The sequence below is a fragment of the Sinomonas sp. P10A9 genome (genome assembly GCF_041022165.1).
GTDB lineage: Bacteria > Actinomycetota > Actinomycetes > Actinomycetales > Micrococcaceae > Sinomonas > Sinomonas puerhi.
This window is the reverse complement of the sequence record NZ_CP163302.1, coordinates 1,419,606-1,442,503: the sequence shown is the minus strand read 5'-3', so window position 1 is coordinate 1,442,503 and position 22,898 is coordinate 1,419,606. Positions and strand designations below refer to the sequence as shown.

At 69.6% G+C, this 22,898-nt stretch carries 18 protein-coding genes and 1 tRNA gene; 4 read left to right on the top strand and 15 right to left on the bottom strand.

The annotated features are described in order from the left end of the window. Nucleotides 1-23 precede the first annotated feature (23 nt). The 12 genes from AB5L97_RS06540 to AB5L97_RS06485 form a co-directional block, all read right to left on the bottom strand. On the bottom strand, nt 24-2,735 hold the full coding sequence (locus AB5L97_RS06540) for a helix-turn-helix transcriptional regulator (RefSeq protein WP_369046935.1): 2,712 nt from the start codon (nt 2,733-2,735) through the stop codon (nt 24-26). 110 nt (nt 2,736-2,845) lie between these two features. Beyond that, nucleotides 2,846-3,301: a Fe-S cluster assembly sulfur transfer protein SufU gene (sufU, locus tag AB5L97_RS06535; protein WP_307957217.1), complete on the bottom strand. Its 456-nt coding sequence runs from the start codon at nt 3,299-3,301 to the stop codon at nt 2,846-2,848. After that, entirely contained in the window at nt 3,298-4,644 is a 1,347-nt protein-coding gene (locus tag AB5L97_RS06530; protein ID WP_369046934.1) for an aminotransferase class V-fold PLP-dependent enzyme, read from the bottom strand. The genes sufU and AB5L97_RS06530 overlap by 4 nt, the downstream gene beginning before the upstream one ends. A 303-nt stretch (nt 4,645-4,947) precedes the next feature. Next, the gene (locus tag AB5L97_RS06525; RefSeq protein ID WP_369046933.1) at nt 4,948-7,662 is read right to left on the bottom strand and encodes a LuxR C-terminal-related transcriptional regulator; all 2,715 of its coding nucleotides are present in this window, start codon (nt 7,660-7,662) and stop codon (nt 4,948-4,950) included. 22 nt (nt 7,663-7,684) lie between these two features. Further along, nucleotides 7,685-10,408 (bottom strand): LuxR C-terminal-related transcriptional regulator, encoded by a 2,724-nt coding sequence (locus AB5L97_RS06520; RefSeq protein ID WP_369046932.1) that lies wholly within the window; start codon nt 10,406-10,408, stop codon nt 7,685-7,687. A gap of 111 nt (nt 10,409-10,519) precedes the next feature. Then, a complete protein-coding gene (gene pth, locus AB5L97_RS06515) occupies nt 10,520-11,107 on the bottom strand; it encodes an aminoacyl-tRNA hydrolase (RefSeq protein WP_307957213.1) in 588 nt (195 codons plus the stop codon). A 127-nt stretch (nt 11,108-11,234) separates the two neighbouring features. Next, complete coding sequence (locus tag AB5L97_RS06510) at nt 11,235-11,837, bottom strand: 50S ribosomal protein L25/general stress protein Ctc (protein WP_307957212.1); 603 nt, start codon at nt 11,835-11,837, stop codon at nt 11,235-11,237. A 247-nt stretch (nt 11,838-12,084) separates the two neighbouring features. Continuing rightward, entirely contained in the window at nt 12,085-13,065 is a 981-nt protein-coding gene (locus AB5L97_RS06505; protein WP_307957211.1) for a ribose-phosphate diphosphokinase, read from the bottom strand. Then, entirely contained in the window at nt 13,066-14,625 is a 1,560-nt protein-coding gene (glmU, locus tag AB5L97_RS06500; RefSeq protein ID WP_369046931.1) for a bifunctional UDP-N-acetylglucosamine diphosphorylase/glucosamine-1-phosphate N-acetyltransferase GlmU, read from the bottom strand. 67 nt (nt 14,626-14,692) lie between these two features. Next, nucleotides 14,693-14,764: transfer RNA gene (locus AB5L97_RS06495), tRNA-Gln, on the bottom strand. Between the two features lie 122 nt (nt 14,765-14,886). Further along, nucleotides 14,887-15,546, bottom strand: a complete 660-nt coding sequence (locus tag AB5L97_RS06490; protein WP_307957209.1) for a DedA family protein — start codon at nt 15,544-15,546, stop codon at nt 14,887-14,889. 77 nt (nt 15,547-15,623) lie between these two features. Further along, a complete protein-coding gene (locus tag AB5L97_RS06485; protein WP_307957208.1) occupies nt 15,624-15,821 on the bottom strand; it encodes a hypothetical protein in 198 nt (65 codons plus the stop codon). A 216-nt stretch (nt 15,822-16,037) separates the two neighbouring features. Here AB5L97_RS06485 and AB5L97_RS06480 point away from each other — a divergent pair, with 216 nt between their 5' ends. The 4 genes from AB5L97_RS06480 (at nt 16,038) to AB5L97_RS06465 (ending at nt 18,970) form a co-directional block, all read left to right on the top strand. Next, nucleotides 16,038-16,478, top strand: a complete 441-nt coding sequence (locus tag AB5L97_RS06480; RefSeq protein WP_307957207.1) for a hypothetical protein — start codon at nt 16,038-16,040, stop codon at nt 16,476-16,478. 92 nt (nt 16,479-16,570) lie between these two features. Then, on the top strand, nt 16,571-16,708 hold the full coding sequence (locus AB5L97_RS06475) for a hypothetical protein (RefSeq protein WP_307957206.1): 138 nt from the start codon (nt 16,571-16,573) through the stop codon (nt 16,706-16,708). Between the two features lie 58 nt (nt 16,709-16,766). Next, on the top strand, nt 16,767-16,985 hold the full coding sequence (locus AB5L97_RS06470; protein ID WP_369046930.1) for a hypothetical protein: 219 nt from the start codon (nt 16,767-16,769) through the stop codon (nt 16,983-16,985). Between the two features lie 485 nt (nt 16,986-17,470). After that, entirely contained in the window at nt 17,471-18,970 is a 1,500-nt protein-coding gene (locus tag AB5L97_RS06465) for an HNH endonuclease (protein WP_369046929.1), read from the top strand. A gap of 93 nt (nt 18,971-19,063) precedes the next feature. Here AB5L97_RS06465 and AB5L97_RS06460 read toward each other — a convergent pair whose 3' ends face one another. The 3 genes from AB5L97_RS06460 to rsmA form a co-directional block, all read right to left on the bottom strand. Next, entirely contained in the window at nt 19,064-20,935 is a 1,872-nt protein-coding gene (locus AB5L97_RS06460; protein ID WP_369046928.1) for an ABC-F family ATP-binding cassette domain-containing protein, read from the bottom strand. 86 nt (nt 20,936-21,021) lie between these two features. Then, nucleotides 21,022-21,987 carry a 4-(cytidine 5'-diphospho)-2-C-methyl-D-erythritol kinase gene (locus AB5L97_RS06455; RefSeq protein WP_307957202.1) on the bottom strand — a complete coding sequence of 322 codons (966 nt, stop codon included), beginning with the start codon at nt 21,985-21,987 and terminating at the stop codon, nt 21,022-21,024. A gap of 10 nt (nt 21,988-21,997) precedes the next feature. Continuing rightward, the gene (gene rsmA, locus AB5L97_RS06450) at nt 21,998-22,891 is read right to left on the bottom strand and encodes a 16S rRNA (adenine(1518)-N(6)/adenine(1519)-N(6))-dimethyltransferase RsmA (protein WP_369046927.1); all 894 of its coding nucleotides are present in this window, start codon (nt 22,889-22,891) and stop codon (nt 21,998-22,000) included. Nucleotides 22,892-22,898 lie beyond the last annotated feature (7 nt).

Sequence of the window (22,898 nt, the reverse complement as noted above, 5' to 3'; positions counted from 1 at the left end):
TAGCCTCAGGCCCTCCCCGCACCTCAGACCAGCCCCTCGAGGCCGCTGCGCGAGGACACCCCGAGCTTCATGAACACCTGGTAGAGGTGCCCCTCGACGGTGCGCACCGAGACGCCGATCGCCTCCGCGATATCCCGGTTCGACGACCCCGATGCGGCCATGTCCGCGATCTGGCGCTCGCGGCTCGTCAGCACTGGCGCGGGCACCTGCGGGACGAGGGGAAGGACCGGGAGGATCCGGGTGAGGCGGTCGAGCCTGGTCTGGGCGCGGCCTGCGGCCCCTGCGTCGCCGTGGTCGCGCGCAGCATCGAGCGCGAGAGCGGCGCATCGGGCCTCGACGCTGTCGAGGCTCATCGCGTGCGCCTCCTCGGCCGCCGCGAGCAGCGCCTCGGCTTCACGGCAGCGGGATGCGGCGGCCACCGACGTCATGAGGTGCGCGAGAGGTCCCTGCCGCTGCTGCCCGAGCCTTTCGATCCACAGGAACTCGCTATCGGTGCCGGGCACGGACGCCGCGAAGACCCTCAATCCGGCCGCTGCGACACGCCCCGCCTCCTCGTCGAGGGCCGCGTGGGCGAGAAGCCGCTCGGTGGCCGCGCCCTCCCCGAGCCAGCGACGGGCCAGGAGCTCGCAGAAATCGGCGAAGAACTCGAGCCGCCACGGGGTATGCCCGGCCGCGGCAGCCGCCCTCTCGAGGTACAGCGCGGCCTCGCCCGAGTCCCCGATCTGGGCGTACGCGAGCGCCGTCGCAGCCGACGCGGCCCGCTCCGCATTGGCGGCGGGGAATTCCTCGAGTTGGGCCAGCGCGTTCAGGAGCGGCTCGAGGGCAGGTCCTCCCTGCCCCGCCATGACGAGCGAGAGGCCCACCCAGAGCTCGAGGAGACCTCCGCGCAGTCTGAGCCGCCGCCCACCGCGCTCCATGTAGGTCTCGAGCCGCTCAAGGCACCGCTTCCAGTCGCCATTGACAATCCAGACGAAGCAGGCAGCGGAGATGAAGGAGTCATCCTCGCAGCACTGGGCCGCCCTCGACTCGACCGCGGCAAGGAGCGCGGCCGCATCCAGCTCCCGTCCGCAGGCCGCCCACGCGAGGGCGAGCAGGAGCGAAGTCTCATGGCGGAACCCCTCGCTCGCGTCTGCCCGCAGCGCGGCCTCCTCAAGCGTGTCGAGGACCGGGACGAACTCGCCCCGGAACGCGTGGGCGCGGAACTCGGCGAGGTCGAGGACCTCCGCCGCGTCTCGCAGGACGTGCCGGCCCGCGTGGCTCTCGGCCGCGAGCGCTGCCCGTTCTGTGCGGAGTGGGCCGAGGGGGTCGCCGTGCTCGGGGAGCCACGTGAGCAGCTCGCTTTCCGTGGCCGCGACGCGCGCGCGCTCGACCGCTCCGACCCCGTCGAGCGCGGCCGGCGGCAGGTGCGTGATGACCGCGAGCGCCTCCTCCCTCCGTTCGAGGATCGAGAGCGCGTCGGCCCTCGCGAGGGTCTCCCCGACGGCCGCAGGACCAGTCGGCCTCCCGCCGCGGTCCAAGAGATCCAGTGCCCGCTGCGGTTCAAAGAGTCCCATCGCGGCATGTGCCGCACGGGTCAGAAGGTCCGGGCCCACGGATCCCCCGCTCGCGAAGGCCCACTCGACGTACGAGATGAGATCTTCCGCGTCCAGCCCGTCCTCCTCGGGGGCGCCGCTGCGCGTCGCGAGCGACGCGAGCTCCCGGTGGCGGTCGGGCCCAAGCCGCCCCCGCACGAGCTCGGCCATCCGCGGTTCCCGGAGGTACGCGCACCGGCGCGGGCTCCCGTCGACGGCCAGGAGGTGCCGCTCCTCCATGTCAACCAGGACCTCGGTACCAAAAAGCCCGGCGAGCCCTGAAATCGGGATTCGCCGGGCCGCTGCGAGATGCTCAATCACCTCACGGACATCCTGGGGCTCGCGCGCCCAGCGCGCACGGATGATCTCATCCGTTCCCGCGCCGACCTCACCCTCGACCGGACCGTCGAGGGTCCAGACCGCTCCTCTCCGATGGAGATTGCCGGACGCATGCTCGCGCCGCACGATGCCCTGGACCGTCGAGGGATTGCCTCCGCAGGCCTGATGGACTTCGACCACCGCCGAGGCTGAAACGCGCCCACCCATGAGGGCGGAGACGAGCTTTCGGGTCTCGCGGATGCTGATGCCGCGCAGGGCGACCTCGCTGAGCCTGCCGTCGCGGACGAGACGCAGGAAGTCGGCCGGCAGGTCGGTGGTGCGCGGGGCGATCGCGAGCAGCCTCGCCATCCCTCCGTGGAGAAGGTGGAGGAGCACTCCGACGGTGCCTTCATCCAGCGGGGCGCCGAACTCGACGACGAGGACGACCGGCAGCCCGCCGGCATCCCCACGGAGGATCTCCTGGACGGCGACCAAGAGCTTGGTGGGCGAGTCGGCCAGACCTCTCGGGAGACGGGCGAGAAGGGGCCCCAGGGACGCGAAGTGCACATCCGACGGCACGGAAGGGGTCCGGATCCGCAGTGGGTACACCCCGGCGCCGAGGGCAGAGAGGACCGCGCTCGCAAGGAATGACTTCCCCACGCCGGGCGGGCCGGTCACGACCGCCCCCAGTGAGGCCGGGTCCCTGAATGCGTGGACCGCGTGCGCGAGTTCCTCCTGACGGACGAGCATCGCCCACGTAAGCCGATCGGCCTGGCGTTCCGCTGATCCAGCCGGTGCATCGTCAGCGTGGACGAAGGTCATCGATGCAGCGGTATCTCTCTGCATGCCAAGTCACCCCACAGCCCAGGCGGCAACAGCTCGTCCGCCCAAATCAGGGCTTAGCGTACGTCAGAGGCCCGGCCCTCGAATAGAGACTTTTGACCGAGTCCGGGTGTCTATGCTGCCTGGCGCGCGGCGTCCTCGGCGGCAACCCAGGCAATCATGGCGCACTTGACCCGTGCCGCATAGCGGGACACGCCAGAGAAGGCCGCGGCATCGCCGAGGACTTCAGGATCGGCCTCGATGGTGCCGCGAGAGCGCAGCATCTCGCGGAAGGCCCCGACGAGCTCGCCGAACTCGGCCACCGTGAGCCCCTCGGCCATGTCGTGCAGCACCGACGCGGACGCCATCGAGATCGAGCAGCCTGCTCCGTCCCAACGCACCGAGCTCACGACGCCGCCGCTCACCTCAACACGGACCGTCACTTCGTCGCCGCACACCGGGTTGAGCTGGTGCGACTGGCCCGTCCCGGCAGGGAGCGGCTCGGCCCCCGGTTTCCACGCGAGGCCGCTGCCGTGCTTGGCCTTGGCGTGCTCGAGGATCAGCTGCTGGTACAGGGAATCAAGGCTCATCGGGCCACTCCGAAATAGGCTCGGACCTCGGCGAGGGCGCCGAGGAAGGCCTCGACCTCCGCCGTGGTCGTGTACAGGTAAGCGCTCGCACGGGTCGACGCGGTCAGACCGAGGCGCCGATGGAGCGGCTGGGCGCAGTGGTGGCCCACGCGCACGGCGATGCCCGCGCTGTCGAGGTACTGCCCGACGTCGTGCGCGTGTACCCCCTCGACGTTGAAGGCTGCCAGACCGATCCGGCCGGAGCCGTGCCATTCCGCACCGGGAGCCGGGCCCAGGAGCCGCACGCCGGGAATCGCGGCGATGCCTTCGGCGAGGCGCGCGCCCAGCCCCGCCTCCCACGCGTGGATGCGGTCCATGCCCACGTGGTTCAGGTAGTCGACTGCCGCAGCGAAGGCCACGGCCTGGGAGATGCGCTGGGTGCCCGCCTCGAATCGCTGCGGTGCCGGGAGATACTCGGCCCGCTCCATGGTCACGGTCGTGATCATCGATCCTCCGACGAGCACGGGCGGAAGCGCGTCGAGCAGCTCGCGGCGCCCGTAGAGCGCGCCGATGCCGGTGGGCGCGAGCATCTTGTGGCCAGAGAAGGCCGCGAAGTCGACCCCGAGTCCGGCGAGGTCGAGGGGCATGTGCGGCGCGGACTGGCACGCGTCCAGGACCGTGAGTGCGCCGACGCGGCGGGCGAGCCCGACGAGCTCCTCGACGGGCGCGACGGAGCCGAGCACGTTGGACGCATGCGCGAACGCGACCACTCTCGTCCGGGGCCCGATGATCTTCTCGGCCTCTTCCATCCGGAGCCGGCCAGCGTCGTCGACGGGGATCCACCTCAGCGTCGCGCCTGTCCGGAAGGCGAGTTCCTGCCACGGGATGAGATTCGCATGGTGCTCAAGCTCAGTGACGACGATCTCGTCGCCGGGCCCGACGGCGAGCTCCCGCATCCCGGCTCCGCCGCGGCCACGTTCGGCCCACGCGGAGGCGTTGCCGAGTGCGTAGGCGACGAGGTTGATTGCCTCCGTGGCATTGGAGGTCCAGACGATCTCGTCCGGGGCCGCTCCCACGAACCGCGCCACGGCAACGCGCGCATCCTCGTACGCGTCGGTAGCCCTCACAGCTAGCTCGTGGGCTCCGCGGTGCACGGCGGCGTTGCGCTGCTCGTAGAAGTCCTGCTCGGCCTCGAGCACGCTCCGGGGGTGCTGGCTCGTGGCGCCCGAGTCCAGGTAGACCAGCGGGTGGCCGTGGATCGTCTGGTCCAGCACGGGGAAGTCGTTGCGGATGCGCTCCACCTCGGCATCATCCAGCGCGGCTGGGGAGGGCACGAGGGTCGGCGGCGTCTTGACCAGGGCCACGGGATGGGCTCCTTCGGGGTGGAACGAAGCTGCTTTCGCAGACTACCTGAATTACGGCACGAAGACGTGCCGGAATCTATTGTTCCACGCCGGGAGGGCAGGCAGCGCCGGAGGACTCTCAGGGGTCCATTCTCCGGTAGGGGACCCAAGGTCGGGTCGGCGGCGGCTGGGGGGAGGAACCTTGGTCTCGGGGAGGTTCCGACGCCGCCGACCCAGTCCTTGGGGCGACGAGGCCACGAGTCTTGTCGGCTCCGGCCACATCTCAACTGTGGCACTGGGCCTTTAGTGCCACATGCGTAGCCGCTACTCGTATTTCGGTACCCCGTCGGAGACAGAGTACTTGGTCCCGTTCGAGGTGTACTCGATTGCGCGCGCCGAGTGTGCGCTCCGGCGTGTCCTGCCCACGGCAGACGTGAGCTGTTCGCGGCTCGTCACATCGAGCTTCGCATAGGCCCTGTAGAGGTGCCCCTCCACCGTTCTCACCGATACCGTGAGCCGCTGAGCGATCTCCCGGTCGCTGAGTCCGGACACGGCAAAGGCCACGACCTCGCGTTCCCTGCGGGTGAGGCGCTTCACCTCCGGCGGGGCGAGCGCCGGGCCCTCGTCCCCCAGGATGGCGTCGCAGTCCGTCTTCCTCGCCCAGGCCTCGCGCGCGTCGGTGCGGCGCAACATCCTGTCGAGGGCGCGCGAGGCATCCGCAAAGCACTCCCGTGAGTTCCACACCGCACCGGCCGCAAAGAGGGACTCCGCTGCTTCAAGCAGCGTCGCTGGGGAGCCGTCGATGAGCGCCGAGGCCATGCGGGCAGCCGACGCAGCCCACGCCCCCTCGATCCTCTCCGCGACGTCCCGCAGCCGGTCGAGCCGGCTACGGTGCCCGGCTTCGAGCCAGAGGATCTCGCCCTGGATCTCAAGGTCGAGCCGACCCCTGCCGGACATCCTCTCCAGCACTGCCTCGAGGTCCCGGCCAGCCTCGGCGACCGGCGGTGCGCCCGGTCCGGCGAGCCCGGCTCTCGCGGCCGCGGCGAAGAGGTCGACCAAGGGCCGGAGAAGGGAAACCCCGGGATTCGCGGGATTCTCAACGTCGATGAGGAGCCCGCGCGCGACGTCGTACTCCCCGAGTCGCACACCTGCGTAGGCAGCGGTCGACGCCGCGAGGCCGACGACATGCTGGGGATCGCGTCCCCGCAGCGCGTCGACGGCCGGAGTGAGCGTGGCGAGGGCATCGCGGAACATGCCTCTGCGCAGCAGGCTCAGGCCCCGCGCCGTCTCAGCGGCGGCGCCGTCTGCAACCAGACCGGCGTTGGAGGCGATGAGGAATCGCTGGACGTCGGCGTCGGCCGCGTCCCACTGCCCTGCAGTGAGATCTGCGATGAGCAGCCGTGCCGTCGCGAAGGACTGGACGAACGGCGTCACGATGTTGCCCTCCACGGCCCGGGTGAGCCGGCCTCGCACGGCAGCGAGCGCCTGTATTGGGTGGCCCGCGCCGACGAGGAGCTCAGCCCGGACAGACTGGACGACGATCTCTGCCAGGTCGTCCGCGCGAGCGTCGTGCGCACGTGCGGCCTGCCTCCGGGCCAGACGCTCGGCGACCCGGGCGGAGTCACCCACGAGTGAATCGAGCACGAGGCCGAGGACCTCCCTGACCTCTCCATCCTCCAGTCGGTCGACGTCGTCGCGGATGGCCCCAGCCGAGTGGCCCAACGCGGTGCGGGCGAAGATCCACACGAGACCTCCCGTGAGGCAGGCGTGGGTCCTGCCGTCGAGGCCTCCGCTCGGCCTCAGCAGCGCAGCGGCCTCAGCGTACTCGCCCCGACTGTAGGCGACCTGGCCGAGCACCTCATCGGCGGCCGGACGCAGCTCGGGATCCCCGACGGCGCGGGCAGCCCGCACGGCGAGCGAGGTCTCATAGAGGCGAAGCCCCAGTTGGGCGGCGGCCAAGAGCGTTGCGTCCTCCATCGTGAAGCCGCAGTCCAGAGCCCAGGTGGTGGCCCGCAGCAGGCCCTCCGCCGTCGACGTCTGGTGGGCCACGTACTCGGTCGCATGCTGCCTCAGCTCGAGCGACGTGGTGCGCGGGATGAGCGAGAGGAGGGCGTTGCCATACACGGGATGCCGCAGGCGGAGCACTCCATCGGGCCCCTCGGGCGGACGAACGAGGCGGGTCGCGACAAGACGCTGGATGGTCTCTGCGCCGTATTCGCGTTCGATCAATTCGAGCGGTGCCGGCTCGGCAACGACAATCAGGCTCAGTGCTTCCCGCTCGGCCGCCGTCAGGCGCGCGAGCTGCGCCCGTGCGAGGCCGACCAGTCCAACGCCCTGATGCGGGAGTTCGCCGGTGATGACCCAGGTCTGCCCGCGCAGCGCGAGGGATCCGGCTCGTCGGGCCTCATCGACGAGTCTGCCCAGCACCAGTGGATTGCCCTCCGATGCCTGCCAGAAGAGCCGCGGCACCGAGGCCAGGACGCGGCCGCCCAGGGCAGACTCGATGAACTCCCGGACCTGGTCGACGCTCAGCGGAGCGAGGTCCACGCGTTCGACTCCGCCGTCGAGCCACAGCTCCATGAGCGGCCGGGGCAGCGCTGCACCGCTGGGCGCCGCGACGAATGCCTTGGTCCATCGGGCCGAAACGAGCTCGGCGACCACCTCGCTCGACGCGGGGTCGAGCTCGTGTGCATCGTCGATCACGAGCAGGAGGTCTCTTCTGCGATCCCGCCGGAGGGCTTCGACGGCGCGCCAGAACGCCCGTAGCACCTCGACGCGCGATCCGGCCCCCTCGGGGGGAAGTGCGCCAAGGAAGGGCGCGAGCACGCCGTAGGGCACCTTCGCGAGCGAGGGGCTGCCGTGGAGGCGGAGAAGTTCCATCGCGCCGTCGAGGAGCCTCGCCGCGCCGTCGAGCACCGCGGACTTGCCCGCGCCCATCTCGCCGAGGACGAGCACAGCAGCCGTTCCTGGCCGCTGGACGAGCTCGACGACGCGCGCGGTGGTAGGGAGCACGTGCGGCCCGGGAGGCTCCTCGTTCACGGGCGGTCCCAGTCGCCAATGGTCACAGGAACTCCGCCAGTTCGGTGCGGGTGGAGACGGCGAGCTTGCTGAACACCTGGTAGAGGTGGCCCTCAACCGTGCGCACCGAGAGTCCGAGGTCCTCCGCGATGCGCCTGTTCGACTCGCCCATCGCCGCAAGGGCGGCGACCTCTCGTTCCCGCTGCGTGAGTACCCGCGGGGCCCGGCTGGGCACGACCGGCAGGATGACGACACGACCGGCGAGGGTGTCGAGGCGTGCCTGCATGAATCGGGCCACCACGACCTCGTTGATTTCGTGGGCCACGTCTAAGGCCACCGCCGCGCAGCGCGATTCGAGGGCATCGAGCTCGAGGCTGGCTGCAAGATCTGCGGCCGCAGCGAGGTCATCGAGGCTTCCGGTCCGTGTGCCGCGGGCGAGGCGTTCACCGATCTCGGCGAGCGGGCCTTGACGATGGGCGCAGACGTCCTCAAGCAGGCGCAGGTCGTCCTCGCTGCCCTCCACGGTGGCCCCCACGAGCTTGATTCCGGCCGGGTTCCAGCGGCCGTGGGCAATGTCCTCACGCGCGGACTCGACGAGCATCGCGGCAGCGTGTGGCTCGCCGATCCACCGCCTGGCCATCGCGGAGCAGAAGTCGATGTAGGACGCGGTGCGATACCCGGCGGCAGGTTCACAGTCCTCGAGCCTGCTGAGCCATTTCCGTGCCGAGGGCGTATCACCCTGCTGGGCATAGGCGAAGGCTGTGGCTGCGCACGCGAGGCCGAGCCATCTGCTCGCCGGCGTCCGCTCGAACAGTGCGGTCGCTGACAGGAGCGAGCCGATCGCCTCGTGCCCTCGGCCCGCGTAGACGTAGGCCAGCCCCACGGCCAGCTCGACCGATGCCCCAGACGTACTCAGGTAGTGGGGCGACCACTGCGGCGCGGCCTTGAGCAGGGCGAGGGCCTGGCGCCAGTGTCCGTTGAGGAGGAGCACGTCGAAAGCCCTCGTCGCGAACGCCCGGCGCATCCGCAGCGGCCCGCTGCCCAGATTGATCTGCGCGGTGAGCTCGTGCAGGAGGGCAAGGCCTTCCTGCTCCCGTCCGAGTACGGTGCGGGCCTCCATGAGTATGGAGGCGGCCATGAGGCGAGTCTCCTCGTCGACAGGGTTGGGATCCGCCACGGTCGCCTCGAGGCGGCCCACGATGCGCCCGAACTCTCCGAGGAAGGCCCAGTACTCGAACTCGGCGAGGTCCAACAGTGCGGCGGCTCTGGCGTTCTCCGCGTCCGATGAGGCGCCCGTCCCGGCACGAATGAGGAGCTCACCGCGCGCGTCCGCGAGGAGGTCCCGCGTCGCCCGGGCACCTTCCGGGACCCAGCGCAGGGCCTCGGCTCTGATCGCCACGAACGTGGCCATCTCGACTGGTCCCTCGGCGTCCAGTTCGGCCGCGGACACCTGATCGAGGCAAGCGAGCGACTGCCGGGGCAGCTGGAGCACGAGGAACGCCCTGGCCCTCAGCCGTTGGACGGTGGGCCATGTGCTCGGGTCCCGCTCGACCCCGTCGAGGCATTCGAGGGCGAACTTCGCGTCATAGAGGCGCAGCGACTCGGCCGCCGCCGCGATAGCGTGGCCCGTGGGCAGCAGCGCGTGGCACTCACGGGCCCACGCCGCGAGTCCGAGCAGCTCGAGGTTCGTGATGGTGTCGAGCGGCGGCTCACCGTCAGCCATGAGGAGGGCGCGCAGCTCGCGCCGCCGCGGCACCGAGAGCCAGCCGCGCACGACGTCGCCCATGAGCGCGTCGGCGAGGGAGACAGACTGGCGGCCTCCCTCATCGATGGCGAGGAGCCCGTCGCGTTCCATCTGGGCGAGGTCCTCGCCCCGGAACGTGGACGCGAGCCGCACGAGCGGGATGCGCCGGGCGCACGCGAGCGCCTCGATGATCTCCTGGATCTGCGCGGGATGACGCTGGAAGCGGGCCCTCACGAGGTCGTCGAGCTGCCGGATCCCGCTCGTGTCAGTGTCGGGCGGAAGCGTCCACACGCCGTCGGCCACCGTCAGCGCGCCCCGCTGGAGGAGCTCGGAGACCGTCAACAGCAGTACTTGCGGATTGCCGCGCGAGAGGCCGTGAAGCTGGAGCGCGACCGTCTGCGGCACGAGCGCCCCGAGGAGCTCGCGCACGCCAGTCAGCGTGTCCTCGGGATCAAGTGCAGCCAAAGGCACTTCCCGCAAGCGCTCCTCGGAGAGCATCCAGTGGAAGTCGGTGGGCAGTTCGCTCGCCCGATCGGCGACGATCACGAGCTTCGCGGTGCCGGTGACCATGACGTTCACGAGCGTCGCCGTGCTCAGCTCGTCGAGGTTGTGGGAGGTCTCGAGCGACATGACCGCCTCGCGGCCGCGCGCATCCGAGGCGAGCAGCTGCAGGATCCCGCGCATGATCGTGCCCGGATCGTCCTGGGCGTCTTCGGGGAGCCGCGCGAGGAGCACGTTGAGCGCCCCGTACGGTGTCTCGGTGCCCATGATTGTGCTCCGCAGGCGCACGGTGTAGGCGACTGCCTCGAGGTCGTTGAGCAGCACAGAGGCCACCGCCGACTTGCCGAAGCTCGCGTCGCCGGTGACCACGACGCCGTACGTCGACGGATCAGCCAAGGCCTGTTCGGCCGTGGCGATCTCCTTCGCACGGACTACGCGGGCCCACGCCAGCCTGTCGCTGAGGCGTGCCTGCGCGTCGTGGATGATCTGGCTGTCCCCGGACAGCCCCAATCGAATCCCCATCTATGACCTTCGCCCCCATGCGTCGGTACGTTCCTTCGGAACGTTGCTGGGGACACGATACCGCGGTCCCACGGGCCCGGGCAGGAGCCGACGTCACATTCTGGGCGCCAACTACGCCTTGGCCGGATGGAACTTCTGCTGCGCCGCGGCGAGGCCGTCGCGCACGAGCGCCTCGACGGCGTCGGCCGACTCGTCGAGAAGGAAGGGGAGGTCCTTCTTCTCCGCGGCCGAGAAGTCGCGGAGCACGAAGTCCGCGGCGTCCATCCGGCCGGGCGGTCGGCCCACCCCGGCCCGCACGCGAAGGTAGTCCTTGGTGCCGAGGGCTTTGGAGATGTCCCGGAGGCCATTGTGGCCGCCCTCTCCCCCGCCCAGCTTGAGCCTGACCGTGTTGAACGGGATGTCGAGCTCGTCATGCACAGCGACGACGTGCGCGGGGTCGACCCCGTAGTACTTCGCCAGCGATGACGTCGGCCCGCCCGAGACGTTCATGTAGGTGAGCGGCTTGGCGAGCACGGCACGGGGCCCACCGACCCAGAGCCGACCCTCGAGCACGACGGCGCGTGCACCCTTGTGCGCGGCGAACCTGGCTCCCATTCGGGACGCCAGCTCGTCGAGGACCATTTGGCCGACGTTATGGCGGTTGCCGCTGTACTCGGGTCCCGGATTGCCCAGGCCCACGATGAGCCACGTCTCGGTCATGGATGCACTCCTCAGTCAGGTGGGGCGTCGGGCGGGGAAGGCAGGGAACGCAGAGAAGAGGCGGCCCACCCCGGTGGGGCGGGCCGCCTCACGTCCTTCGACGTCTGAGCCTACTCTGCGGCGGGGATTACTCTGCGGCAGGAGCCTCGGCGGGGGCCTCGGTGGAAGCCTCGGCGGCCTCTGCCTCGGGCTCCTCGGCAACCGGCTCGGAGACGTTGACCACGAGGGTCTCGGGGTCGCTCAGGAGGATGGAGCCCTTCGGGAGCTCGATGTCGGAGGCGTGGACGTGCTGCCCTGCCTCGCGGCCCTCGATGCTCACCTCGAGCGCGGTAGGCAGGTGCGTGGCCTCGGCCTCGATGGAGACGGTCATGGCCTCCTGGTTCGCAACGGCGCCCGCGGCGACCTCACCCGTGAGGTGGACGGGGACGTCGACGGTGACCTTCTCGCCGCGCTTGACGGTCAGGAGGTCCAGATGCTCGATCTCCTGGCGCACGGCGTTGCGCTGGATGTCCTTGACAATCGCAAGGTGCTCCTCGCCCGCGATGTCGAGCGTGAGGAGCGCGTTGGCGACACGCAGGGCAAGCGTCGTCGCGCGAGCCGGGAGAGCCACGTGGATCGGATCGGCGCCGTGCCCGTAGATGACGGCCGGGATCTTGCCGGCAACGCGCGTGCGGCGGGCGTAGCCCTTGCCGAACTCGGTGCGGACTTCTGCTGCGAGCTTCTCGCTCATGGTGTCTCCTTCGTATCGGTGCATTGGCGCGAGGTCTGCACGACCTCCACCGACCGGCTGCTGGAGCGCTGCGAAGGAGTTGTCAGACCCAGTCGATAACGGAGGCGTCCGCAGTCATTGGCACGAACTGCGGGCGCTCCCTCGCCAAGGTTCGCCATCCATCGTATCAGAGGTGGTGACGCACGACGGCGCGTGCCCACCTGAGGCGGGCACGCGCCGTCGTGCTGGTTCTGCCGCCCGCAGCGTTCTAGCTGCGGCCGTCGAAGAGGCTCGTGACCGAGCCATCGTCGAAGACCTCGTGGATCGCGCGCGCGATGAGCGGCGCGATCGAGAGGACCGTGAGCGACTCGAAGCGCTTCTCCGCGGGGATCGGAAGCGTGTTGGTGACGACGACTTCGCGGGCACCTGACTCAGCGAGCCGCTGCGTGGCCGGATCCGAGAACACGGCATGGGTCGCGGCGATGATCACGGAACGGGCGCCTGCGTTCTTGAGCACAGAGACAGCGCCCGAGATGGTGCCGCCCGTGTCGATCATGTCGTCGATGAGCACGCAGTCGCGGTCCTCGATCTGGCCCACCACGGTCTTGGAGACAGCCGAGTTCGGCACGTTGACGTCCCGCGACTTGTGGACGAACGCGAGCGGCGCGCCGCCGAGGCGATCGGCCCACTGCTCAGCCACCCGCACGCGGCCCGTGTCCGGCGAGACGACGGTGACCTTGTTGAGGTCGACCCGCGTCCGCACGTAGTCGGCCAGCAGCGGGATCGCCATGAGGTGGTCCACCGGGCCGTCGAAGAAGCCCTGGATCTGCGCGGTGTGCAGGTCCACGCTCATGAGCCGGTCCGCGCCTGCGGTCTTGTAGAGGTCCGCCATGAGCCGCGCTGAGATGGGCTCGCGTCCGCGGTGCTTCTTGTCCTGCCGGGCGTAGGGGTAGAACGGGGACACGACCGTGATCCGCTTGGCGCTCGCGCGCTTGAGCGAATCGATCATGATGAGCTGCTCCATGATCCAGTTGTTGATCGGCGCGGGGTGCGCTTGGATCACGAACGCGTCGGTGCCGCGGACGCTGTCCTCGAAGCGGACGTACGTCTCGCCGTTGGCGAAGTCGTAGGCCGAGGTTGGCAGCAGCTCGGTGCCGAGCTCCTTGGCGATCTCCTGGGCGAGCTCAGGGTGCGCTCGCCCGGAGGCGAGCACCAGTCGCTTCTCGCCGTGGGCCGTGATCTCGGACATCTACTTGCCCTCTTCTTTCTCGGTGGGGGTTGCGGAGGAAGCCGTGGGGGTTGCGGGGGAGGTCTGTGCCGCCCGGGCCCGGTGTTCTGCAGCTGCCGCTGCAGAGGGCGAGCCCGCGCGGTTCGCCTCGGTCCAGCCCTCGGCGTTGCGCTGCGGGGCGACCGTGAGCGCCAAGGCCCCAGCAGGCACGTCCTTGCGAACGATCGCGCCGGCGGCCGTGTAGGCACCGTCGCCCACCGTCACTGGGGCCACGAACACGGTGTTGGAGCCCGTTCGCACGTGGGCGCCAATTTGCGTTCGGTGCTTGTTGACGCCGTCGTAGTTGGCGGTGATGTTCCCGCAGCCGATGTTGGCGCCCTCGCCGATCTCGGCGTCGCCCGCGTACCCGAGGTGCGAGAGCTTGGCGCCGCGTCCGATCACCGCGTTCTTCGTCTCGTAGAACGCGCCGATCTTGCCCTCGGCCCCGAGCTTGGTGCCCGGGCGCAGGTAGGTGAACGGTCCGACCGTCGCGCCGGCGCCGATCTCGGCCTTCGTCCCGTCAGTGCGCTTGACCGTCGCGCCCTCGCCGACCGTGCAGTCCGTGAGGGTCGTATCGGGGCCGACGACCGCGTCGCGCTCAACGGCGGTGGCGCCGTGGAGCTGGGTGTTCGGCTTGACCGTGACGTCCTCCGCGAGCGTCACCGTCGAGTCGATCCACGTGGTCGCTGGGTCGATCACCGTGACGCCCGCCCGCATCCACGCCTCGACCGTGCGGCGGTTGTGCTCGGCGGCGAGTGCCTGGAGCTGGATCCGGTCGTTGGCGCCCTCGACCTGCCAGCGGTCGGTCGTCGCGAGAGCCGACACCTTCCCGCCGGCTCCGCGGGCGATCGCGAGGACGTCTGTGAGGTACTTCTCGCCCTGGGCATTGTCGGTCGTGACCTGCTTGAGCGCGTCGCGCAGCACATCCGCGTCGAACGCGTAGATCCCGGAGTTGACTTCGCGGATGGTACGTTCCTCGTCGGTCGCATCCTTGTGCTCGCGGATCCCGGCGACCGTGCCGTCTTCGTCGCGGAGGATGCGGCCGTAGCCGGTCGCGTCGTCGAGCACCGCGGTCAGCACCGTGGCGGCGTTTCCGCCCGCCTCATGCTCGGCAACGAGATCCTTCAGGAGCGCGGTGGTGAGCAGGGGAACGTCGCCGTAGGTCACGACGACGGTCCCGCTGACCCTGCCGCCCGAGGCATCGGCGTCGAGGGCCTCAAGGGCGACCTCGACGGCGCGGCCCGTCCCCGGAATCTCGTCCTGGTCCACAATGACGGCGGCCGGGTCGTGGTCCACGATGTGCTCGGCCACTCGGTCGCGTTCGTGACGCACGACGACGGCGAGCCGGCCCGGGGCGAGGCCCCGCGCGGCGTCGAGCGCATGGGTGACCATCGAGCGGCCGCCGAGGAGATGGAGGATCTTGGGCGTCCGGGACTTCATGCGCGTCCCGGCACCAGCCGCGAGGACCACGACGGCTGCCGGCCCCTGCGGCTCCTGGAAGTGCTGTGATGGTGCGCTCTGTCCGGGGGTATCCGCATTCACTGTCGCTGGCTCTCCTGATCGATCGGCTCGCGCGAGTGGGGCTGACGGCCATTCTAGCCACGCCTCGTTCCGCCCCTAGGATTCGAACCTAGACTGCACGGCTCCAAAGGCCGGCGTGCTGCCATTACACCAGGGCGGAGTGCGCGCGTGTCGCCCTGGGGCCGCGGCACAATGGTCAATTCTGCCACGGATAGCCACCTGAGGATGGCACGCGCCGATCGGCGTTCGCCGCGCACCTCATGAACCTCGCGTGGAACGGGCTCACTGGCCTTCAGAAGGATCCGGAGCTGATCGGCTCCTGAACGCCCGCTCGTCGCGCCGGTCGGAGCGGCCCTTACGGAGGCGCCACACCACGACGGCGACCACGGCGATGACGAGCACGACGGCGGCAACGTCCTTGCCCACCGTCCCTGCAACCGCCTGGTACGAGGCTCCCGCCGCGTAGCCCAGGAGCGTGAAACCGGTGCCCCATACGAGGCCGCCAAGCGCATTGAAGGTAACGAAACGGCGATAGCGCATCTGAGATGCACCCGCCAGAGCCGGCATCATCGCGCGGAAGAATGCGACGAAGCGGCCCAAGAACACGGCGGAGCCGCCGCGCGTGCGCAAGAAGGCTTGGGCGTCCTCGAGCCGCTTGCGGTGCCGATCGAAGACCTTGAATCCAAGCAGCCGCGGCCCGAAGTGCTTGCCAATCTCGTAGCCGACCGTGTCGCCGATGATCGCCGCGGCGACCACGAGCGGCACCATGACCCAGATGTCCGCCTTGCCCTGATTCGCGATCACGCCGCCCAGCACGGCCGCGGTCTCGCCCGGGATCACAAAGCCAACGAAGATCGCGTCCTCCGCAAAGACCAGCGCTGCGACGAACAGGTACGCGAGCAGAGGCGGCATGGACAGGACGGATTCAACGATAGAGGACACCTAGCCGATCGTAGGCGCAGCGTCTGGGAGCAGCCAGAGTGGATGGTGCCCGGCGCGGCCCAGTCGGCGGGGCCCGGTCAGTGCAGCTCGACGTGGGCTATGTCGGTGCGGTGCACCATGTGGCGTCCCTGGCCGCCGTCCTCCATGACCCACAGCACTGAGCCGTCCGGCGCCACGGCGTCGACTATGCCGGTGACCATGAGCCGTCCCGGAGCGGTGACAGTGACGGTGTCCCCCGCCACCACCTGTGTGAAGTCATCGTTGCGGCCGCCCATGCGTGTCCCCTTCCGCGCGCCGATCTGGATCAGTCGGCATGGTCTCAACGGTCCCGAGCCTAGGGGCCGCCGGTGCCCGTACGGTGACAGCGAGGTGAATGTTCTTCGCTGGGCTAAGGGCTTGTTGTTCGGAAGCGTCATCGGGGCCTCCGCGTGGGATGACCCACGCCGCTCCCCCTCAAGGAAGATCACCCACCTTCGGTGAATACTGCAGACGTGGGCTACTTCGGATCTTGGTTGTTCGAGAACGGTTTGTGGGCACGAGCGGATGAGCCGCCTCTCGACCGCAGCGGGCCATGGCTCCATCTGGACATCTACGACAGCGACATAGCCACGATCCGCTACGCGCCGAACCGCGCCGGAACCGGCATCGCCTTTCTCGGGATGACGCCACGCGTGTACTTCGATGATGAATCGGCGTCCGCTCCGACGAACCTTCAAGCGGAGACGGAAGGGCTCGCAGCTTGGGTCGCCGACTACGTCGACGGCGACGAAGCCCAGCTTCGCACGCAGGCGAGGACCTACCTCGCCGATGACTCCGAACCCGATACGGATGAACCCGACCATGGCAACGGAGAAGACGTCTTCGTCGAAGTGAAGACCGCCAGTTTCCTCAAGGCAATGGGCTTAGGGGTCCCCGAGCGCTACCGGGAGTAGACCGAGGCTCGTCATGTGCCGAGCACCTGGTCCACAACCGGATCGGGCGCGCGCGCCTCGAGCCCGGGCAAACCGACCGGATGCTGGCGCTGATGAGATTTTGGCCAGCGCGTCATTGCGCTCGGCTCCATGATCCGCACCGAGGGGTGACGCAGCTGCGCCGCCTCGCCGACCTGGGCTACCGGCACGAGCACTTCACCCAGCTCGGCTCGGACGTCCAGCGCACGTGAACATTCCGGCGGTCCACATGGCCGCCTCCCAGCTCACGCACCGCGACAGAATGGCAGTGTGGGCATCACAGCAGAGGACGTCCTCGGCCCAGTGCTGAGGGACATCGCAGCAACCGGGGCACCGATCCCAGCAACGCGGTTCAGCAGCTACGGCTCGACCGGTCTCTGGTCCGTGACCCTGACCGCCCGGGACGGGACAGGACAGGGGTTCGTCCTGGACCCCGCTGAACGACAAGAGTGCCTCATTGCCCGGACAGGCGATCAGGTGCAGGAGTAGGTGTTCGACCAGCTATGGGGTACCAGATCCACTAATTGGCGCCCTGCCCGCTCCACCTCCAGAACCACCCCCTCACGGCCAGCGTGGCCGACGGCAGGCCAGTCTGGACGTGCCCCTCCGGCAGAACCGTAATTGCCGAGATCGGGAGCCTCACCGCCAGCACGCCCGATGAGCGCGCATCGGAGCCAGGCCAATAGACCGCGCCGACGATCTCAAAGTGCTCTCGAACCCTGTCAACATCCGACGGGATAGCTGTGAGGACGCTTCTGGAACCTGCTGCAAACAATCAGGATACCTAACAGTTTTGTTCTAGCCCAACCCGACACAATCCATTGTCCTTCGAACATAGTTTCGATAGACTCGTGTGAGGGGTTGAACTCCGCAAGTCATTGAACCGGCACGCGGCGCAATGTTCCTCGACTCGAGCGGGAGCGGGTGATGACATGGTCAGTCTTGCAGTACCAGAGGACGCACCACCTTCTCCGGTGAGCAATGAAGAACTCGGCGCATGGGCACGGCGGCTTTCCGCGCCCATCCTGGTCTCGGCCAACCTCACCGGAAGCTCCCAGCTGACCGCTTCTGCGCTTATCGACCGGGCCCAGCTGCTTGAGCACCTGTCATCGGCGCTTGCTGCCGAACAGGTACGGATCGCCGCGCAGTTCTCCGATATCTGCCTCGGTCGCGCGGACTCCGGTGACGATGACCGCCGCCACCTCCAGACGGTCGACCACGATCGGCGCGCCCGCGTGCGGTCGACGGGCGCCCAAATCGCCCTCGCCCGGAGGGCTGCGCCTTCCCAAGGAATGCGCATCGTCGAGTTGTCGGAGATCCTCGTCCGGGAGATGCCTCTGACGCTGAATGCCTTGGCAGAGGGCTCGCTGACAGAACATCGCGCCTTCGCAATCGCGGCTGCAACGCGCGGACTCGCGAGCAAAGACCGAGCCGACGTCGACAGGAAGCTCTGCTCGGAGCCCGGTCGACTTGCTCATCTCGGAGACCGGGCGGTCGAAGACGCGGCACGGCGCGTCGTCGAGGAAGTCGACCGCGGGGCCGCGGCGGAGCGGATACGGCGTGCTGAGGCCGACCGCCATGTCTCAGTCCGCCGGCTGCCAGACGCCATGGCCAAGGTCACGGCGATCCTGCCCATCGCCGGGGCGATGGCAGTCCGGGAAGCGTTGGTGAGCGCGGCAGAGACGGCAAAGGCCGCAGGCGACGATCGATCGCTGGGGCAGTTGACAGCTGACACGCTCATCGAGCGCGCCACGGGCCTCGCCGATGGCGGCCGCATCCCGCTCCGGATTGGGCTGGTCATGACAGATCGCACGCTCCTCGCCGGAGGCGCCGAGCCAGCCGTTCTGCCGGGGTACGGCACAGTTCCCGCGGACTGGGCGCGCGAACTCGTGGCCCGTGCGCTGGGAGAACCTACGGCCGCGTCCGGCGAGCGTCCGCTCAGGGCCCGCGAGCGAGTCTGGCTCGAACGCCTCTTCACGGCCCCGGAGACAGGCCAGCTCGTCGCGATGGACTCCAAAGCCCGCCTGTTCCCGGCACCAATGGGCCGATTCCTGAGGCTGCGCGATGACCGGTGCCGCACGTCCTTCTGCGACGCGCAGGCACGACACCTCGACCACGTCGTCCCCGTCGCCGAGGGCGGCCCGACGACCCTCGAGAACGGCCAGTGCCTGTGTGCGTTCTGCAACCTGACCAAGGAGTCGCAGGGCTGGCAGCAAAGCGTCGTCGAGTCTGGCCCCGCGCCCGCATCGCCGGCGCTGGAAAGCCAGACACCGGGTGAGCTCAGGCAGCAAGGCGTATGGGTAGAGGGCGCATTGCCACCTGCCATGCGGTCAATGGCCTGGATCGCATCGTGCCCGCAGACACGCAGGAGAATTGCTGACGGGCAGGCGTACAGGCCGCGTCCACATGCTGCCACGAGGGAGCGTCCGCGGGGCAACGCCAGACGGGCGCCTCGAAGACGCATCACACGGTAGAGACGAGGACGCCCACCGGCCACAGATACCGGTCGACGCCGCCGGGACTCCCCGGATCCCCTGGGCCGTAGGCCCAGGAGGACCGAAACACCCCTACTCCACGATCTCGGAGGCCTCAAGCCACGCCATCTCGAGCTCCTCCTTCTGCCCAAGGAGGTCCTGGAGCTGCGTATTGAGCTCGCCGACGCGGCCATAGTCATCCGCGGAGGCGGCCATCTGGCCATGCAGCTTCTCCTCCTGCGCGGCCAGCTTGCCGAGCTGGCGTTCGATCCGGGAGAGCTCCTTGCGCGCTTCGCGCTTCTCGGCCTCGGTGTGCGGGGAGGAAGTCTCAGCCGGCGCGGCCGCGCCCACTGCCGCCGCACCCGGCTCCCCCACGGCCGCCGAGCCGCCGGCCGCACTACCCATCGAACCACCACTCGGCCTGTCGGCAGCAAGGGCCTCCTCGCGGAGTTTGAGGTACTGGTCGACGCCGCCGGGCAGCCCGCGGACCTTGCCGTCGCCGAGGAGGGCGAGCTGGTGGTCGGTGACGCGCTCGAGTAGGTAGCGGTCGTGGCTCACGACGACGAGCGTGCCGGGCCAGCCGTCGAGCACGTCTTCGACGGCGGCGAGGGTGTCGGTGTCGAGGTCGTTGGTGGGCTCGTCGAGCATGAGCACGTTGGGCTCGCCGACGAGGAGCCGCAACAGCTGGAGCCGGCGCCGCTCGCCGCCGGAGAGTTCGGACACCCGCGTCCACTGCTTCTCGTTCGTGAACCCGAGCTGCTCGACGAGCTGGCCCGCCGTGAGCTCCTTGCCCCCCACGGCGAAGGTCTGCTTCTCCCGCTGGATGACCTCGATGACGCGCAGGTCAGACACGTCGTCGAGCTCCTTGACGTCCTGGCTCAGAACTGCCGGCACCACGGTCTTGCCGCGCTTGACGCGGCCACTCGTCGGCGCGATGTCCCCGGAGAGGAGCCTCAGCAGCGTGGACTTGCCGGCACCGTTGACTCCCACTATCCCCACGCGCTCTCCCGGCGCGAGGCGGAGGGTGACGTTGTCGAGCAGAGGCTTCGCGGAAGGACCGCCCGCCGCGTCGGACTCGAACGCGAGGGTGACGCCCTCAAGATCGATGACGTCCTTGCCGAGGCGCGCGGTGGCCATCTTCGAAAGGGCCACGGTGTCCCGCGGCTCTGGGACGTCCGAGATGAGCTCGTTCGCCGCGTCGATGCGGAACTTCGGCTTCGAGGTACGGGCCGGGGCGCCGCGGCGGAGCCACGCGAGCTCCTTCTTCATGAGGTTCTGGCGCTTCCCCTCGACGACGGCGGCCATCCGGTCCCGCTCGGCGCGTGCGAGGACGTACGCCGCGTAGCCGCCTTCGAAGGGATCGACGATCCCGTCATGGACCTCCCACGTATCGGTGCAGACCTCGTCGAGGAACCAGCGGTCGTGGGTGACGACGAGGAAGGCCCCCTCGGTCGGTCGCCAGCGGGTCTTGAGGTGCCGCGCGAGCCACGCGACCCCCTCGACGTCGAGGTGGTTCGTCGGCTCGTCGAGCATGATGACCTCGTGCGGCTCGATGAGCAGCTTGGCCAGTGCCACGCGCCGCTTCTGGCCGCCCGAGAGGGACGAGACCTGCGCGGTCCAGTCGACATCAGCGACGAGGCCGCCCATGATGTCGCGGATCTTGGGGTTGGAGGCCCACTCGTAGTCGGCCCGGTCCCCGACGATCGCCGCGCCGACCGTGAGGTCGCCGTCGAGCACGTCGCCCTGGTCGAGGAAGCCGACGTTGACGTCGCGGCGCTTGGTGACCCGCCCGGCGTCGGGCGTCAGTCGCTGGGCGAGGAGGCGCATGAGGGTGGACTTGCCGTCGCCGTTGCGGCCGACGACCCCGATACGGGCGCCCTCATCGAGGCCCACCGTGACGCCGTCGAGCACGGTCCGCGTGCCGAAGGAGATGGTCAGGCTCTCGCCGCCGAGGAGATGTGCCACGGATCAGGATCCTCACTTAGGGGGCCCAGCCACACCGCGAAGACCGGCAGACCGGGAATTGGGACTACAGAAGCCTACCGCCGCGATCAGAGGACGGTGTCGCTCACGATCCTGGCTCCCGGCACCGGCCCGTGGACGGCAACGGCCTCGACGCCGCGATGCGCCAGCTCCGCGGCGAGATCCTCGGCGGAGGCGGCGTCGGGCGCAAGCAGCGCGATGGTGGGCCCGGAGCCCGAGACGATCGAGGCGAGCGCACCGTGGGAGTCCGCCCAGCCGAGCGTGTCGCGCAGCTGCGGCGCGAGTCCGATCGCGGCGCGCTGGAGGTCGTTCACGAGCAGATGGGAGAGTCCGCCCGCATCGCCGGTGCGGAGGGCGGCGAGGATCGCGGGCTCGACGTCGATGGGCTCGGGCACAGCGATCCCTTCCTCGTCGCGGAGGCGGTCCAGCTCGGCGAACACGCGCGGAGTGCTGAGCCCGAAGTCGGCGGGCACGAGGACCCAGTCGAACCGGCTCGTCGCGAGCGCGGGCGAGAGCTGGTCCCCCACGCCGAGCCCGACGGCGGCGCCGCCCAGGAGTGCGAACGGCACGTCCGCTCCGAGCTCGGCCGCAACGTGCGCGAGCTCCTCCTTGGACAGGCCCGAGCCCCACAGTGCGTCACACGCGAGGAGCGCCGCCGCGGCGTCGGCCGATCCCCCACCCATTCCACCGGCGACGGGTACACGCTTGGTGATCGTCAGGTGAACGCCGGTGGGGTCCTCGGTCATCTCGGCCATGAGACGGGCGGCCTTGACGGCCAGATTCCGCTCGTCGAGGGGTATCTCGAGCGCGTCGACGTCGAGCGTGCTGGCGGGGCTCAGGCTCACCGTGACACCCGTCCCGGGAGTGCTCGTGGCCGTGACCTCCTCGAAGAGCGACACCGCGAGGTACACGCTCGCCACCGAGTGGTATCCGTCGGGGCGGAGCGGACCGACCTGGAGCGAGACATTGACCTTGCCCGGGGCCCGGACCCTCACGGACCGTGGACGGCCGCCGGGGCCGGAAGGGGTGCGCATGGCTCCCACGCTAGCGGACCGCACCCGTCTCCGCGGCCCCGGCCGCGGAGTCCTTGTGCTCGGCGATCCGCGCGAAGTCGGCGACGCCGAGCACCTCGCCGCGCGCCTGCGGGTCCACGCCGGCGGCATGCAGGATGCGCTCGGCCTCGGCCCCAGTGCCCGCCCATCCCGAGAGGGCCGCGCGCAGGGTCTTCCGCCGCTGCGCGAACGCCGCGTCGATGACCGCGAAGACCTCGCGGCGGGTCGCGCTCGTGGCGGGCGGCTCGGTCCGCGCGAAGCCCACGAGCCCCGAGTGGATCTTGGGGGCGGGCCAGAAGACGTTCATCCCGATCACGCCGGCCTTGCGCATGGTGCCGTACCACGCGGCCTTGACGCTCGGCACGCCGTAGACCTTGGACCCGGGCTGCGCCGCGAGTCGGTCCGCCACCTCGTCCTGGACCATGACGAGCCCATGTCGGAGGCTCGGGAAATGCTCGAGCAGGTGCAGGACCACCGGCACGGCCACGTTGTACGGGAGATTCGCGACGACGGCGCTCGGCTCCTGGGGCAGCTCGGTGACCTTGAGCGCATCCGAGAGCACGAGATCGAAGCGCCCGACGGCGTCCGGCCGCCACCGCGCGACCGTCGCCGGCAGTCTGCCGGCCAGGACGGGGTCGATCTCGACGGCAACGACGCGCGCGGCCGCGTCCAGCAGGCCGAGCGTGAGCGAGCCGAGCCCGGGCCCCACCTCGAGGACGGTCTCGTCCGGATCGATCTTCGCGGCGGCCACGATGCGGCGGATCGTGTTGCCGTCGATCACGAAGTTCTGGCCGAGGGTCTTCGTGGGCCGGATCCCGAGTTCGTCCGCGAGGGCACGGATGTCGGCAGCGCCGAAGAGCGGGCGGGAACCGGGGGCGTCAGTCACCCGAGCA